Raw genomic sequence first — 15,022 nt, 5'->3', positions numbered from 1 at the left:
CTCCATTTGAAAAAGTTTTTATTCTGATTATTTAATTTGACAGGAAATAATTTGTCAAGTCTATTTTATTCTTTTTATCTCTGCACCAAGTTGAATGAGCTTTTTATCAAGTTCTTCATAACCCCTGTCAAGATGGTAAATTCTGTCAATAATTGTTTCTCCTTCAGCAATTAACCCTGCTATCACAAGTGAAGCTGATGCTCTTAAGTCAGTTGCCATTACAGGAGCACCTTTGAGTTTTTTTACTCCACGAACTGTAGCAGTATTACCTTCTACTGTTATATCTGCTCCCATTCTTCTCAGCTCTGCCACATGCATGAATCTGTTTTCAAAGATCGTTTCTTTTATTACGCTTGTTCCATTAGCAATAGTCATCATTGCCATAAACTGTGCCTGCATATCAGTGGGAAATCCTGGATAAGGCATTGTTTTTACGTCAACAGCCTGAGGTCTTTTCGGTCCAATTACTCTCAAGCCATCTTTTGTTTGTTTAAAACTTACTCCAGTATCTTTCATTTTCACCATTATAGCATCAATGTGGTCAATTCTACATCCTTTAAGTGTTATATCTGCCCCACAGGCTCCAGCAATTGCAATAAATGTGCCTGTTTCTATTCTGTCAGGAATAATTTCGTATTCATGAGGAGGTTTAAGTTCGTTTACTCCTTCTATTTGGATAATGCTTGTTCCAGCACCTTGTATTTTAGCTCCCATGAGTATTAAATAGTTTGCAAGGTCAACAATTTCTGGCTCTTTTGCAGCATTTTCAAGAACTGTAATGCCCTTTGCCAGTGTTGCAGCCATCATGAGATTTTCTGTTCCAGTTACTGTTGGAATGTCAAAATATATTTTTGCTCCTTTAAGTCTTGATGCTTTGGCAATTATGTAACCTTCTTCAAGGGATATCTTAGCTCCCATTTTTTCCAACCCTGCTAAATGAAGATTTACAGGTCTTGCTCCAATTGCACATCCCCCTGGCAAAGAGACTTTTGCTCTACCAAATCTTGCTACAAGAGGTCCAAGCACAAGGATTGATGCTCGCATTGTTTTGACCAAATCATAAGAGGCTTCAAACTTATTTATTCCCGTTGTGTCTATTTTACAAATCTCATTAAATTCAACTGTTCCTCCCATTGTTTTTATAAGTTCTGTCATTGTTAAAACATCCTTTAGTCTTGGAATTTTTTTTAGATTATGCACTCCTTGAGCAAGAAGGGTAGATGCCATGATTGGAAGGGCAGCATTTTTTGCTCCACTTATTGTAACTGTCCCTTTTAATGGCATTCCACCAAAAATAAGTAGCTTATCCATGTTAAATATATTAAACTAAAATAAGAGGTTAAGAAAATATGCTTACAATAGATGATGTAATTAAAAAGGTTTTACAGTATAGACCTCATGCAAATATTGAACTTATTAAAAAGGCTTATATTTTTTCACGAGAAGCTCATTGTGCTCAGATAAGAAAAGAAGGAATTCCTTACATATACCATCCTCTGGCTGTGGCAGATATACTTGCTGATATGAAACTTGACTCAACCACAATTGCTGCAGGACTTCTTCATGATACTGTTGAGGATGCTGAAATGACAATTGATGATATAAAAGAAATTTTTAATCCTGATGTTGCTTTTTTAGTAGATGCTGTTACAAAGTTAAGTAAACTTCAGTTTTCTACTGTAGAGGAGGCTCAAGCAGAAAGTTTCAGGAAGATGTTCCTTGCTATGTCAAAGGATATAAGAGTTATTTTAATAAAATTTGCTGATCGATTGCATAATATGAGAACAATTGAGTTTCTTCCTGTAGAAAAACAGAAAAGAATAGCAAAGGAAACCCTTGAGATATATGCTCCCCTTGCAAACAGACTTGGAATTGGATGGATGCGCACTGAATTTGAAGATCTTTCTTTTAAGGTTCTTTATCCTGAGAAATATGAGGACCTTGTTAAAAAAGTAGCAAAAAGAAAGGAAGATCAGCAAGCATATATTGACAATGTTATAAAAATTCTTTCAGAGAAAATTAAAGCAATGAATATTCCCTTTAAGATATATGGAAGAGTAAAACACTACTTTGGAATATATCAGAAAATGATTAAACAAAAAATCTCTTTTGAGCAGGTTTATGATGTCATAGGAATAAGGATTATTACTGATACAGTGCCTCATTGTTATGATATTTTAGGTATTATTCATTCCCTGTGGACACTGATACCAGGACGATTTAAAGATTTTATAAGTCTTCCAAAATCAAATTATTATCAGTCCCTTCATACAACTGTTATAGGGCCAGGTGGAGAAAGAGTGGAATTTCAGATTAGAACAGAGGAGATGGATATAATTGCTGAAGAGGGTATCGCTGCTCACTGGAGGTATAAAGAAAGAAAGGATTTAACTGAAAGAGAAGCAAAGCTTGTCTCATGGCTCAGGGATTTAATTAAAGAGATATCTGATCCAAAAGAACTTCTTGATGCAGTAAAAGCTGAGGTTGTGCCTGATACAATCTATGTTTTCACACCAAAAGGAGATGTGAAAGAACTTCCAGTTGGTTCAACACCAGTAGATTTTGCCTATGCAATACATTCTGAAGTAGGAGCTAAATGTGCAGGCGCTAAGGTTAATGGGAGAATAGTTCCACTTAATTATCAACTTCAAAGTGGTGATGTGGTTGAAATAATAACAAGCCCCCATCAAAAACCAAGAAAAGACTGGTTACAATTTGTTGTTACTCAGAGAGCAAAAAACAGAATAAAGTATTTTCTCAGACAGGAAGAAAGACAACAGGGAATTGACATAGGCAAGCAGTTACTTGAAGCAGAGTTGCGTAAACAGGGAATTCAAACAGCGATCCTTAAAAATGAAAAAATTGAAAAAGTGCTGCAGGATTTTTCTGTTCAGTCTGTGGAAGATTTGTATCTTCTTATAGGACACGGAAAAATATCTGTTCATCAGGTTGTAAATAGATTGTCTCCTGAGATTCCACAGGAAGAATTTGTTATTGCAAAAAAAACCAGTAATAGAAAAGACCATAAACAGTTTATTTCTCTTAAAGGAGTAGATGAAGTCTTATATCACATAGCAAAGTGTTGCATGCCTGTACCAGGAGATGAAATAATAGGCTTTATTACAAGAGGAAAGGGCATTTCAGTTCACAGAAAAGATTGCATAAATGTTAAGCATATGGAGCCTGATAGATTAATAGAGGTATTCTGGACAGCTGATGACAGTTCAAAAGTTCAAACAAAAATTAGCATAGAATGCGTTGATAAACCAGGTATTCTTGCCACACTTACAGGGCTTTTGTCGACAAATCAGGTTAATATAACTCAGGTAAAAGCTAACTCCACATCTGACAAAAGAGCACTAATTGATTTTACTATTGAAGTAAAAGACAGAGCACATCTTTCAGATATTATCAATAAAATATCACAGATCAGCGAAGTTTTATCAGTGAAAAGATAGCTCCACAGCACCTTTTCTTATTACTACGGGAGGCTCAACTGTTGTATCTACAATTGTTGAAGGTATTCCAGGGAGTTTCCCTCCATCAATGATAAGATCAATAGGTGCTTCTTTGAAATACTCAATTACAGTTTCAATGCGGTCTGCTGGAGGAAAACCTGAAATATTTGCCGAAGTTGCTGTAATAGGGAATGGAGATTTTTGAATTAATTTTAATGCAAAAGACTCTCCTGGCATTCTGACTGCTATTTTTCCATCTTTTGTTATTTCTTCAGGTAGATTTTTTCTTGCTGGTAAAAGCAGGGTCAAAGGACCAGGCCAGAACTTTTCAATAAGCTTTTGTGCTACAGAGGGTATAAATTCAGTAACCATCTCAAGATGTTTTAAATTTACAATCAATGGAAAGCTTTTTTCTTCTGGTCTTTTCTTGATTTCAAAAATTTTTTTTAGATTTCTTTTGCTGTTATATTTTGCTCCTATTCCGTAAAGAGTTTCAGTGGGATAGATTATTATCCCATTATTGTCAAGAATTTTAAGAACTTCTTCTATGTTTATTTCTTCAGTTCTTACGAGTTTCATTTAATTCTTCAAGTAATGCTTTAAGTTTTTTATGTTCTTCTTTTGAGATTTCTCTATCTTTAAAATATATTTTTTCGTATTCTTTGACAAATTTTTCCGCTTTCAATTTTATTTCAGAATTATCTATTTTAGAAACAAACTCTTCCAATCCTTCATATTTTTTTCTTTCAAATCCCTTTTTTTCCATTATACTAAAAAATCTGTTTAACAGGTCTCTTTTTTTGTTGAAATATTGATAGATTTTAAGAAAGCCATAAAAAATACCTGTAGCCAGTATAATTAAAAGAATTTCTCTGGTAATTTTAATCTTTGGAATCTTTATGGATTTTGCTAATTTAAACTGAGCCTTTATATCATAATCAAGAACAATATTGTTCCAGAGATAATCAATTAGATGGAAAATAACAGACTCATGAGTTCTATACATTTTCCCTGATGGATCAAATCTATGCCACTGTCCATCAATCCATGCCTCAACCCATAAATGAGCATCAGAGGCTCTTACTATGTAATATCCTCCAAATTCATTATAAGTTCCTCCTTTAAATCCTCCCACAACTCTTGATGGAATACCTTTAATTCTGAGCATTAACGCCATAGCTGTTGCAAAGTATTCGCAGTTTCCTTTTTTCTTGTTGAATAAAAAATCTTCAACAGGATTGTCACCTGTTGGAAGATCCTTCAAAGTGTATTGATAATTAGTTAAATATTTTAATATGCTTTCTGCTATTTCTTTTTTGCTTAATGCCTGCGATGTAATTTTTTGTGTGAGATTTATAATTTTTTCTGAGACAATCTCAGGAATTTCAAGATAAGCAGATGAAACAGAAGCTTCTTTTAAATGATAATTTACAAAAGATGTGGCAGAGTACTTTATTGTTTTCTCAGGTGAAAATTTCATTCTGTAAATTCCTGGATACTCAAGAGCAGCATCTGGCATGTAAATCTTTAATGGATAATCCAGCACTGGAAGATACTGTTCTGTGAGTGGTTCTAAAGTTACATTATAGTTTATTTTTTCTCCATAAATGGTAGCACTATCTTTCTCAGAAACTCTTTTATGCCATCTTTTACCATCAAAGTTATCAAATGTAATTACTCTCCAGTAAAGTTCCTGAGATAATCTTTCCATCTTTACTCTCATTATGATTGTTTTGTCTTCTTCTATATCACTTACAGAACCAAGATTTACAGTGGAAGAAAATCCTGTTTTTGTTTTGCTAAAACCTATATCCATAAGGGGAACAGGCGTCCTTGGCAGAATAATAAAAAATAATGCACTTAAAGGAACTGAGACAACGGAGATAAAGATGGCAACTTTAAAAAGATTTATAAATTTCTCAAAATTTATAAAATCTTCCTTAACTTCCTTCATGTATGTAAGAAGCAAGATGGCAAAAATTGTGAAGACAAGCATCAGAAGAACTCTTATGAGAAATATCCATGAAATATTAAAAAGTGAAGAACTTCCAAGTAAAAGCAGGGAAAGAAGGTAAATCTGTAAATACTCTCTTGAGCTTTTTTTGCTAAGAAATCTTATTGAAAGAATGAGCGTCAAAGCCTCTATTGATGGCAAAAGAATATCCTCTAATGAAAAACTTAAAAAGGGCATAATAATTAAGCCAATGGATATGAAATTAAGTAGCCATACAGGTAAAAAAATTTTTTTTATATGTAAAAATATAGAAACAATAACTATCAAGAGAAATATAAAATTCACATAAGTAGAAATGTATGAGAAGATAGCTGTAAAAGGTATCAGTGCAATTGTGATACTGAGCATAAAAATTATATTCTGAGCTTTACTTTGATTTATAAACTGCAAGAGCATAAAGCATTCTCCTTAAGTGAGAATGTCCTGTTTCTGGAGGATAAAATTCATTGTCAAGCTTTAATCCTATAGGATTTCCCATCTTTGTAAGCTCAATTAAAGCATAGGTTGTTTTACTGATTTTTTCTTCAAGGTTACCTGAAAAATCGCTTAAATTAACAACTACAGGGTTTCCTGCAGGAGGTGAAAACTCTTTTGTTTTAAGAGAAGATGTTTTAGCAGTTGCTTTCCAGTGGATGTATTTTAGGGGATCTCCATGACTGTAAGCTCTCACTCCAGTGACTTCACCTTCATATGATTTTCCTTTGGAAATAGTTGAATCTATCTTTGCTTTTCCTTCTGCAATCAAAAAGGATATATCACATTTTAAAGGATAGGGAAATACTGTAAATTCAAGGTTTACTGGAAGAGCTCTTGTTCTTCTAAAGAAATAAAAGGGAAAGTATGATGAAATTATTATTTCATTGATAGTATGTTTGCCTCTTTCAGGAAATGTTAAATTTACAATAAAAATTTTTTCTCCTTTCAGGTAAGAAATAACTGCTTCCTCATTAAAAACTTTGATTCTTAAAAGAAAAAGTCCGAAAAAATATTTATTTTTTGCTCTTATTCTGAAACTTGCAGGTCTTAAGGCAAAGATATCCTTTGGAAGCAATATGGAAAGTTCAATATTTTTTTGATTAAAAAAGGAAACAATACCACTCAAAGCCATAATACTCAAGAGAAAAGAAACTATCAAAAACAATAGATTGTTTCCTGTATTCACTGCTCCAAAGCCTATTAAAAGAGTGATTGCAATATATATCCAGCCAGTATTTGTAATTTTTACGGTGGAGTTGAAATATTTTGCAAGATTGATGATATCACCTCTTGTTTTGATGTTTCCTCTTCTCTAAGTATAACGCGATGAGGCACCACAAAGGGAATCATTTCTTTTACATCTTCGGGAATTACATAGTCTCTTCCACTAAAATATGCATAGGCTTTTGCAGTAACAGTAATTGCCAGAGCAGCTCTTGTAGAAATGCCTAAAAGAATTCGGCTATCCTGTCTTGTAGCGTGAGCAAAATCAATAATCCAGTTAATGATTTTTTCAGAGATATAAATCTGCTTTATTTCATTCTGAATTTTTATTATTTCTTCTTTTTCAATGGCAGGACTAAGTTTATATAAATTTTCTCTTGAACTTCCTTCTTTAAGAATTTGCTTTTCTGATTCCCTGTCTGGATAACCAATGCTTATTTTCATCATAAATCTGTCAAGCTGGCTTTCAGGCAGAGGAAATGTTCCATAAATTTCAATTGGATTCTGGGTTGCGATTACAAAAAATGGCTTTGGAAGTTTAAAGGTTTTTCCATCAACTGTAACCTGTTCTTCTGCCATTGCTTCAAGAAGAGCAGACTGAGTTTTTGGTGTTGCCCTGTTTATTTCGTCTACCAAAACAATGTTATTAAAAATTGGACCGGGTTTGAACTCAAAATCAGAAGTATTCTTACTGTAAATTGAAAGCCCTGTAATGTCTGTTGGAAGAAGATCATTTGTGCATTGAATTCTGCCAAAGCTTAAATTTAAAGCTTTTGACAGAGCGATAGCCAAAGAGGTTTTACCAAGTCCTGGAAAATCCTCTATAAGAAGATGCCCTTTTGAAAATATGGCAATTAAAGAAAGAATGATCGCCTTTTCTTTACCCTGAAGGCAACTTTGAAGATTTTCAACAATCTGAAGAATTTTTTGATTCTTTATTTTTTCAATCATAAAGAGGGGGATTAACCCCCTCTTTTATTTTAACCTTCCAGATAAACCTTTTCAACAGGTGGTGCTACCTGTTTTTTACGGGACATTACACCGGGGAGCCATACAGAAGGACCGCTTACTTTAACATTAAAGGCTTTTTCAATTATTGCAGAATTGCCAACATAATAAAGTTCTGTTCCTTCTTTTATAATGTCAGTTGCCATAAATATTACCATGTCATAGCCTTTGCTGTTTTTAAGCTCATTAAGATACTTAACAAATTCATCCTTGCGCTCATAAACTTCTTCAATATCAACAACTTCTGTCTGACCAATGCCAACTTTTTTACCCTTAAAGTCATAATCTTTGAAGTCAACATGAACAACATCAGCAACTGGTTTCCCTTTAATGCTTGCCTTTGCCTTTTTGAGATCAACTCCAAATTTTGTAATGTCTGAAACTCCTGCTACTTGGGCAAGCTCCTGAGCTATTTTTTTGTCTTCTTCAGTAGTTGTTGGAGATTTGAAGATAACTGTATCAGAGAGAATTGCACTTAGAAGCAATCCAGCATATGTTTTGTTTGCTTTTACTTCATTGGGAAACATTTTTGCAATAACTGTTGCTGTGCTTCCAACAGGCTCAACATGAATAAAGATTGGATCAGGATAATTAAAATTCATCTTGTGATGGTCAATGATTGCAAGTATTTTTTCTGCTCCATCAACCCTCTGACCAGGCTCATTATGATCCACTAATACAAGTGTTTTACCAGAGGCATTTTCTAAAATTTCAGGTGCAGCAACTCCAAATTGTTTTAATGCAAACTCTGTTTCTTCATTAATTGGTCCTGCTGTTGCTGGCTTGTAACCTTTAATCCCTGCATAAACAATCGCTGAACACACTGTGTCTGTGTCTGGTGCCTTATGGCCGATGACATAAATATCACTCATAGTTTTCCCTCCTTAAAATTTTTTTAAAATTGTAAAATTTTGACAATTTCAACAGCAAAATGTCAAGAAAAAAGCCATTAAAATTTAAAATAGAATTATTAAAGATTGTCAAACAGCTCTTTTATTGTTAAACCCAAAACAGGATGAACAAAATCCGGAGCTATTTCTACCAGTGGTTTTAAGACAAAGTATCTTTTATGCATCAATGGATGAGGAATATTCAGGTTTTCACTTTCATAGATAAGATTATCGTAAAAAATGATGTCTATGTCTATGATTCTTGGACCATATTTTATTGTGCTCTTACGTCCCATTTGTTTTTCAATTTTTTTAATTAATTGAAGAAGTTCCCGAGGATCAAAATCAGTAAATGCTTCAACAGCCATGTTTGCAAAATCTGGCTGATTTTTAAATCCCCAAGGTTTTGTAATATAAATGGAAGATTTTTTATTAATAATCAACCCTGACTGTTCAAGAATGGCAATAGCCTGAAGACAGTTTTTTTCCTTTTCACCGATATTTGAGCCTATAGAAAGAAAAACTCTATGCATTAAAAATTATTTTAATGGTAAAATTAAAAAAATTCATCAAGGAGGATTTTATGCTTAAGGCAAAGGTAAAATGGGCAGGGGGATTACAGTTTGTAGGACAATCTGGCACAGGTCATGCTATTGTTATGGATGGAAGTCCAGATTATGGTGGTGAAAATACAGGGATGCGTCCAATGGAGCTATTGCTTGTTGGATTGGGAGGATGCAGTGGCATGGATATTGCTTCAATTCTTGCAAAGAAAAAGCAGGATGTAAGAGATATAGAGATAAATATTCAAGGGAAGCAGGCTGAAGAATATCCAAAAAGATTTACTGAAATAGAAATTGAATTTATCATTAAAGGGAGAAATCTTTCAGAAGAGGCTGTAAAAAGAGCTGTTCAACTGAGCATGGAAAAATACTGCTCTGTTAAGGCAACTTTAGAGCATTCGGCAAAGATAATTCATTCATACAAAATTGTTAATGTAGATTAATTTCCTCCATATTTATAATAGGCTGCACAGCTTCCTTCTGAGCTGACCATGCATGCTCCAACAGGATTCTGAGGAGTGCAGATTTTTCCAAATAAAGGACATTCAGGTGGGAGTTTAACTCCTCTCAGGACAGCTCCACATTGACATCCCCTTGGTTCCTTTGAGTTGATTGGAGGAATATCAAAAACTTTTTCAGCATCTCTATGTGAATACTCTTTCTTAAGTTTAAGACCACTCTTAGGAATTACTCCAATGCCTCGCCAGTTACTATCAAATGGTTCAAAATACATGTTTATAAATTCAATTGCCTTTGGATTACCTTCCGGTTTTACAGCATCTTTATACTGTATCTCTATTCTTGGGTCATCTTCTAAAATTTGTTTCAGTAACATAGTTATTGCCTGCAAAATATCATCGGCATCAAATCCTGTGATTACGCAAGCTTTTTTGTATTTTGATACAATAAATTCATATGGTTTACTCCCAATTATTGTGCTTACATGACCCGGGAGAATAAACCCATCAAGTTTGAGTTCCTTTGTATTTACCAGAACTTCAAGTGCTGGTGGAACTAATTTATGAACTGAATAAATGTAAAAATTGTCAATTTTTTTGTCTTCTGCAACGGCAACTGTAGCTGCTATAAGAGGTGAGGTTGTTTCAAATCCTACTGCAAAAAATACTATTTTTTTATCTTTATTTTCCTGAGCAATTTTTAATGCATCCAATGGGGAGTAAACCATTCGAACATCAGCTCCTTCAGCTTTTGCTTTATAAAGAGAGCCATCGCTTCCCGGCACCCTCATCATATCTCCAAAGGTTGTCAGAATCACATTGGGCTGTTTTGCGATGTAAAGCATTCTGTCAATGTCTTGTATTGGAGTTACGCAAACAGGACATCCAGGACCACTCAGCAGTTTTATATTTGAAGGGATCAAACTTCTTATGCCATGTCTGAATATTGATACTGTATGAGTTCCACAGACTTCCATTAGATTTATCTGTCTTTGGATTTTTTTTGATAGTTTTTCAATTGTTTCAATAAATTCTTTCAATTTATTCCTCCTTCAAATATTTTATCAGTTAGAGTTTTAACTCCATCAAAGCCTTGCAATTTAAAAATTTCCAGTATTTGTTTATGATTATTCTTCCATCTGTTAAACTCTATATTTCTTATTTCTTCAATTTTCTGCCAGTCCTCTGAGATGAGTGCTTGTTGTATCTGCAAAAAAACATTGTTAAGTATCTTCTTTTGATAAGCACCTTGCGTAAGTATGTATAAACTGAGAAGCTCTTTATTTCTTTCAAGAGAGGCTTTATGCACAGGTCCTTTTTCTGAGAAATCAGCAACAAAGTCTAAAATTCCTCTTAAGATATGTTCTGTTTTTGAATTATCACATTTTTTTATCATTTCATTCCAGCAAGAGGAATTCAATTCCTGTTCTGCTATTTCGTGATAAAGGACTATTTTTGAATATGTATCAATAATCTTTTGAAATTCCTTAGAAGAAATTTGATATTCATGGAGAATTCCAGATTTTAAGAGAAATTCATGACTGTTTTTCCCCCTCCAGCTCTGCAAATTTTCCCATAACCTGTATTTTATATCTGTTAATCTTATGAAAACTGTATGACCAACACTCATCCCTGGCGAGGAAAAGATATCTCTTACAATTTCTTTTTCAATGAAATAAACATCATACCCCTCAACTTTTTCAAATCTGTGAATTAAGCCAATAAAAAAGCTCGGTTTCATAAATAAGGCAAAACCAGCTCCGTAAACAAAGCCATTGTTTACAATAATGCTGTTTATTTCTTCAATATCGAAGGGTGAATAAAATTTACCATTAATTTGAACTGGAATTAAAGAGGCATTTTCAAGCTTTTTCCAGACTGCTTCTTTTCTTTCAATCCACGGAAGTATCTCATCATTGCTTATCCTATCCCATGGTTCAAGTCCTCTTTCAATTTTGAAAAGCTCTCTAAGACGAAGTAGTAGTGTACAGATTGAAAAATAACCCCAGTAATTGGCATCTGACACATCGCAATTAAAACTTACTGTTTTTAAAAAATCTGGATTTAACATAGTTTTATCATACCATATTGGAAGGTTTTTCTTGAATTAATGAGTTACGGTATTTTAAGATACATTTATGGTAAAAATTCTGGAAAAAATTTTTGGAACAAAGAATGAAAGAGAACTTAAAAGATATTTCAAAATCGTTGAGGAAATCAATGCAATTGAGCCTGAAATTTCCAAGCTTTCCGATGAAGCATTAAAAGCCAAAACTGAAGAATTTAAAGAAAGACTTTCAAAAGGTGAATCCCTTGATGATCTCTTAAGAGAAGCCTTTGCAGTAGTCAGGGAAGTTGCAAAAAGAACTCTTGGAATGCGCCATTTTGATGTTCAGCTTGTGGGTGGAATTGTGCTTCACGAGGGCAAAATTGCAGAAATGAAAACAGGAGAAGGTAAAACCCTTGTTGCAACTCTGGCTGCATATTTAAATGCGCTGGAAGGCAAAGGTGTTCATGTTGTGACAGTTAATGATTATCTTGCAAGAAGAGATGTTCAGTGGATGGGGCCAATTTATAATTTTTTAGGGCTTAGTGTTGGTGTAATTCAGCCTGATGCCTCATTTGTTTATGATCCCACTTACAGAGTTGCTGATAAACGCTTTGACAGGCTTCGCCCTTGCAGTAAAAAACAAGCCTATGCTGCAGACATTACCTATGGAACAAATAATGAATTCGGTTTTGACTATCTCAGAGACAATATGGTTTACAATGTTGATGAACTCTGTCAGAGAGAGCTTAACTATGCAATTGTTGATGAAGTTGACAGTATTCTCATAGATGAAGCAAGAACACCTCTTATTATTTCAGGCCCTTCAGAAGAATCAACGGATATTTACTACGCTGTAAATAGAATTATCAAATACCTGAAACCTGATGAAGACTTCAAACTTGATGAAAAGCTAAAGACAGTGGTGCTTACAGAGCAGGGTTCTCGTAAATCGGAAAAACTACTTGGAATAGACAATCTCTATGATCCTTCTAATATTCAGATAGTGCATCATATTAATCAGGCTATAAGAGCTCATTACTTTTTTAAAAAAGATGTTGACTATGTTGTAAAAGATGGAAAAGTTATTATTGTTGATGAATTTACAGGAAGACTTCTTCCAGGAAGACGCTGGTCTGATGGGCTTCATCAGGCTATTGAGGCAAAGGAAGGATTAAAAATAGAGGCGGAAAATCAAACACTTGCTACAATAACCTTTCAGAATTACTTTAGAATGTATAAAAAACTTGCCGGAATGACAGGAACAGCCGACACAGAAGCAGCTGAGTTTGCAGAGATATACAATCTTGAAGTTGTCGTAATTCCTACCCATAAACCTATGATAAGAATTGATTATCCAGATTCAGTCTATAAAACTGAAAAAGCAAAATACGAAGCAGTTGTAAGAGAAATTGAAGAATGTTATAAAACAGGAAGACCTGTGCTGGTTGGAACAACATCAATAGAAAAGTCTGAACTACTCAGTAGAATGCTTAAGAAAAAGGGAATTCCCCACAATGTTTTAAATGCCAAGTATCATGATAAAGAAGCTGAAATTGTTGCCCAGGCTGGAAGAATTGGTGCTGTAACAATTGCAACAAACATGGCAGGCAGAGGAACGGATATACTTCTTGGTGGAAATCCTGAATTTCTGGCGAGGGAAATGCTTAATGGAAAAAACTACACTGAAGAAGAGTTCACAGAGGCTTTAAAAAAAGCCAAGGAAATTTGCGAAAAAGAGCACGAAAAAGTTGTCTCACTTGGTGGTCTTCATATAATTGGTACAGAAAGACATGAATCCCGCAGAATTGACAATCAGCTAAGAGGTAGGGCAGGAAGACAGGGTGATCCTGGTTCTTCCCGTTTTTATCTTTCTCTTGAAGATGAACTTCTGAGGCTTTTTGGTGGAGAAAGACTTCAGAATCTTATGCATTTTTTGAAAATTGAAGATGACACTCCAATAGAAAACAAAATGGTTTCAAAGGCAATTGAAAATGCTCAGAAAAGAGTGGAAGCCCACAACTTTGATATAAGAAAACATCTGCTTAAATATGACGATGTTATGAACAGTCAGAGAAAAGAGATTTATTCTTTCAGAAAAGAAGTTCTTGAAAGTGAATCATTGAAAGATAAAGTTTTTGAACTTCTTGAAATGGAAATTGATGAATTGGTTGATTTTTATTTATCTGAGCAAGATGAAGGGATTGAGAAACTTAAGGAGCAGATAAATGTAAGATTCGATATTGATGTTGATTTAAGCAATAAATCAAAAGAGGAAATAAAACAGTATCTCAATGAAAAACTTAAGGAAGCCTATGAGCAAAAGGAGTCAAAGGTTGGAACTCAATTGATGCGTGATGTGGAAAAGATGATTTTCCTTCATGTTATTGATACAAAGTGGAAGGATCATCTTCTTGCAATAGACCATATTAAAGAAGGGATTGGACTTAGAGGATATGCTCAAAAGGATCCTCTTGTAGAATATAAAAAAGAAGCTTTTGAACTTTTTGAGGAGATGTCACGAAATATAATATCAGACATTCTTACAAGACTGTTTAAAATTCAGGTAAGGGAGGAATCTCAAGTTAAAGTTCAAAAGACACAAAAGATTCAAAGAAGCGGTGGAGATGGCGCGAATAGGCCAGTTGAAAAACCTAAAAAAATAGGACGGAACGATCCCTGTCCCTGCGGTAGCGGCAAAAAATATAAAAAATGCTGCGGTAAAAATGCTTGATGAGGAACTGTATAAAATTTTGAGGGAAAATTTATCTGATATTGAAATTTTTATCAAAGAAATAAAAAATTTTATAGCAGCTTACAGGAATATTATTCATTAATTTCAACAGGTTTATCCCGCTGAGAATCAACAATACATAGGAATCCAAAAGGCTCCTTAAAAGGATTAATTAGCTGATGTATCTCATTAGGTGCTATGTAGAGTATATCAAGATATTTTAAAATGTAATTTTTTTTACCAAGACGCACTTTCCCTTTTCCCTTTAGACATATAACAACATGGGAATGTTTATGATACTCAAGAGAGGAGCATCCACCAGGGGCTATTTCAAAATATCTAAGCTCAAATTTAATTGAATCAGATTTTATTAAAGGAAATCTTTCAATAGAAATCCAGTTCCCCTTTTTATCTTTATATGGAAGGCTTTTTATTCCCTGCCATGCTCCATTTTTAAATCTAATTATTTTACTTTTTTTTATTTTTTTTACTGAAGGCAGTTCACAAAGATATTTTTGTTGCTTTTTTTTCTTATTCATGTTATATTTATATCTGTTATATATAATTATAGTCCAAATTATAAGATTAAGACTATACAATAAAAAAGAAATAAAGGGGAGGGAGCATGTTTAAGAAAATCCAAAATTTAA

13 protein-coding genes are annotated in these 15,022 nt (G+C 33.9%); 3 read left to right on the top strand and 10 right to left on the bottom strand.

Going from position 1 to position 15,022, the window contains the following annotated elements:
- Positions 1 to 60 precede the first annotated feature (60 nt).
- Positions 61 to 1,311 (bottom strand): UDP-N-acetylglucosamine 1-carboxyvinyltransferase, encoded by a 1,251-nt coding sequence (murA, locus tag ACP5O9_RS02315; RefSeq protein WP_428723369.1) that lies wholly within the window; start codon positions 1,309 to 1,311, stop codon positions 61 to 63.
- 38 nt (positions 1,312 to 1,349) lie between these two features.
- On the opposite strand from murA, the gene ACP5O9_RS02310 reads away from it, so the two are divergent.
- Positions 1,350 to 3,458, top strand: coding sequence for a RelA/SpoT family protein (locus ACP5O9_RS02310; RefSeq protein WP_353687039.1), 2,109 nt, complete (start codon positions 1,350 to 1,352; stop codon positions 3,456 to 3,458).
- Here the strand turns inward: ACP5O9_RS02310 and ACP5O9_RS02305 are convergent.
- The 6 genes from ACP5O9_RS02305 to folK form a co-directional block, all read right to left on the bottom strand.
- Entirely contained in the window at positions 3,444 to 4,037 is a 594-nt protein-coding gene (locus ACP5O9_RS02305; RefSeq protein WP_428723368.1) for an L-threonylcarbamoyladenylate synthase, read from the bottom strand. The two genes, ACP5O9_RS02310 and ACP5O9_RS02305, sit on opposite strands and share 15 nt — an antisense overlap.
- Positions 4,018 to 5,868, bottom strand: a complete 1,851-nt coding sequence (locus ACP5O9_RS02300; RefSeq protein ID WP_428723367.1) for a transglutaminaseTgpA domain-containing protein — start codon at positions 5,866 to 5,868, stop codon at positions 4,018 to 4,020. The genes ACP5O9_RS02305 and ACP5O9_RS02300 overlap by 20 nt, the downstream gene beginning before the upstream one ends.
- Positions 5,840 to 6,634, bottom strand: coding sequence for a DUF58 domain-containing protein (locus ACP5O9_RS02295; protein WP_428723366.1), 795 nt, complete (start codon positions 6,632 to 6,634; stop codon positions 5,840 to 5,842). The genes ACP5O9_RS02300 and ACP5O9_RS02295 overlap by 29 nt, the downstream gene beginning before the upstream one ends.
- A 59-nt stretch (positions 6,635 to 6,693) precedes the next feature.
- Positions 6,694 to 7,623 carry an AAA family ATPase gene (locus ACP5O9_RS02290; RefSeq protein ID WP_424904589.1) on the bottom strand — a complete coding sequence of 310 codons (930 nt, stop codon included), beginning with the start codon at positions 7,621 to 7,623 and terminating at the stop codon, positions 6,694 to 6,696.
- A 29-nt stretch (positions 7,624 to 7,652) separates the two neighbouring features.
- Positions 7,653 to 8,552, bottom strand: coding sequence for a manganese-dependent inorganic pyrophosphatase (locus ACP5O9_RS02285; RefSeq protein ID WP_353687044.1), 900 nt, complete (start codon positions 8,550 to 8,552; stop codon positions 7,653 to 7,655).
- Positions 8,553 to 8,650: 98 nt separating this feature from the next.
- On the bottom strand, positions 8,651 to 9,103 hold the full coding sequence (folK, locus tag ACP5O9_RS02280) for a 2-amino-4-hydroxy-6-hydroxymethyldihydropteridine diphosphokinase (protein ID WP_353687045.1): 453 nt from the start codon (positions 9,101 to 9,103) through the stop codon (positions 8,651 to 8,653).
- 50 nt (positions 9,104 to 9,153) lie between these two features.
- Between folK and ACP5O9_RS02275 the strand changes: the two genes are divergently transcribed.
- Complete coding sequence (locus ACP5O9_RS02275) at positions 9,154 to 9,576, top strand: OsmC family protein (RefSeq protein ID WP_424904588.1); 423 nt, start codon at positions 9,154 to 9,156, stop codon at positions 9,574 to 9,576.
- Here the strand turns inward: ACP5O9_RS02275 and hypD are convergent.
- The gene (gene hypD / locus ACP5O9_RS02270; RefSeq protein WP_428723365.1) at positions 9,573 to 10,631 is read right to left on the bottom strand and encodes a HypD family hydrogenase formation protein; all 1,059 of its coding nucleotides are present in this window, start codon (positions 10,629 to 10,631) and stop codon (positions 9,573 to 9,575) included. The two genes, ACP5O9_RS02275 and hypD, sit on opposite strands and share 4 nt — an antisense overlap.
- The gene (locus ACP5O9_RS02265; protein WP_424904586.1) at positions 10,628 to 11,662 is read right to left on the bottom strand and encodes an Sfum_1244 family protein; all 1,035 of its coding nucleotides are present in this window, start codon (positions 11,660 to 11,662) and stop codon (positions 10,628 to 10,630) included. Before ACP5O9_RS02265 ends, hypD begins: the two co-directional genes overlap by 4 nt.
- Before the next feature lie 67 nt (positions 11,663 to 11,729).
- Between ACP5O9_RS02265 and secA the strand changes: the two genes are divergently transcribed.
- The gene (secA, locus tag ACP5O9_RS02260; RefSeq protein ID WP_353687049.1) at positions 11,730 to 14,372 is read left to right on the top strand and encodes a preprotein translocase subunit SecA; all 2,643 of its coding nucleotides are present in this window, start codon (positions 11,730 to 11,732) and stop codon (positions 14,370 to 14,372) included.
- A gap of 92 nt (positions 14,373 to 14,464) precedes the next feature.
- Here secA and ACP5O9_RS02255 read toward each other — a convergent pair whose 3' ends face one another.
- Positions 14,465 to 14,911, bottom strand: coding sequence for a cupin domain-containing protein (locus ACP5O9_RS02255; RefSeq protein WP_428723364.1), 447 nt, complete (start codon positions 14,909 to 14,911; stop codon positions 14,465 to 14,467).
- Between the last annotated feature and the right edge of the window lie 111 nt (positions 14,912 to 15,022).

It is taken from the genome of Thermodesulfovibrio sp., assembly GCF_049969575.1.
GTDB classification, from domain to species: domain Bacteria; phylum Nitrospirota; class Thermodesulfovibrionia; order Thermodesulfovibrionales; family Thermodesulfovibrionaceae; genus Thermodesulfovibrio; species Thermodesulfovibrio obliviosus.
The sequence above is the reverse complement of the archived record's forward strand: the minus strand, read 5'-3'. Positions and strand labels throughout refer to the sequence as shown.

Excerpts from the sequence above, each read along its gene's own strand:
- ACP5O9_RS02300 (WP_428723367.1), bottom strand. The coding sequence starts at position 5,868 with ATGCTCTTGCAGTTTATAAATCAAAGTAAAGCTCAGAATATAATTTTT.
- ACP5O9_RS02255 (WP_428723364.1), bottom strand. The coding sequence starts at position 14,911 with ATGAATAAGAAAAAAAAGCAACAAAAATATCTTTGTGAACTGCCTTCA.
- ACP5O9_RS02275 (WP_424904588.1), top strand. The coding sequence starts at position 9,154 with ATGCTTAAGGCAAAGGTAAAATGGGCAGGGGGATTACAGTTTGTAGGA.
- secA (WP_353687049.1), top strand. The coding sequence starts at position 11,730 with ATGGTAAAAATTCTGGAAAAAATTTTTGGAACAAAGAATGAAAGAGAA.
- ACP5O9_RS02285 (WP_353687044.1), bottom strand. The coding sequence starts at position 8,552 with ATGAGTGATATTTATGTCATCGGCCATAAGGCACCAGACACAGACACA.
- ACP5O9_RS02290 (WP_424904589.1), bottom strand. The coding sequence starts at position 7,623 with ATGATTGAAAAAATAAAGAATCAAAAAATTCTTCAGATTGTTGAAAAT.
- murA (WP_428723369.1), bottom strand. The coding sequence starts at position 1,311 with ATGGATAAGCTACTTATTTTTGGTGGAATGCCATTAAAAGGGACAGTT.
- ACP5O9_RS02305 (WP_428723368.1), bottom strand. The coding sequence starts at position 4,037 with ATGAAACTCGTAAGAACTGAAGAAATAAACATAGAAGAAGTTCTTAAA.
- folK (WP_353687045.1), bottom strand. The coding sequence starts at position 9,103 with ATGCATAGAGTTTTTCTTTCTATAGGCTCAAATATCGGTGAAAAGGAA.
- ACP5O9_RS02265 (WP_424904586.1), bottom strand. The coding sequence starts at position 11,662 with ATGTTAAATCCAGATTTTTTAAAAACAGTAAGTTTTAATTGCGATGTG.
- ACP5O9_RS02310 (WP_353687039.1), top strand. The coding sequence starts at position 1,350 with ATGCTTACAATAGATGATGTAATTAAAAAGGTTTTACAGTATAGACCT.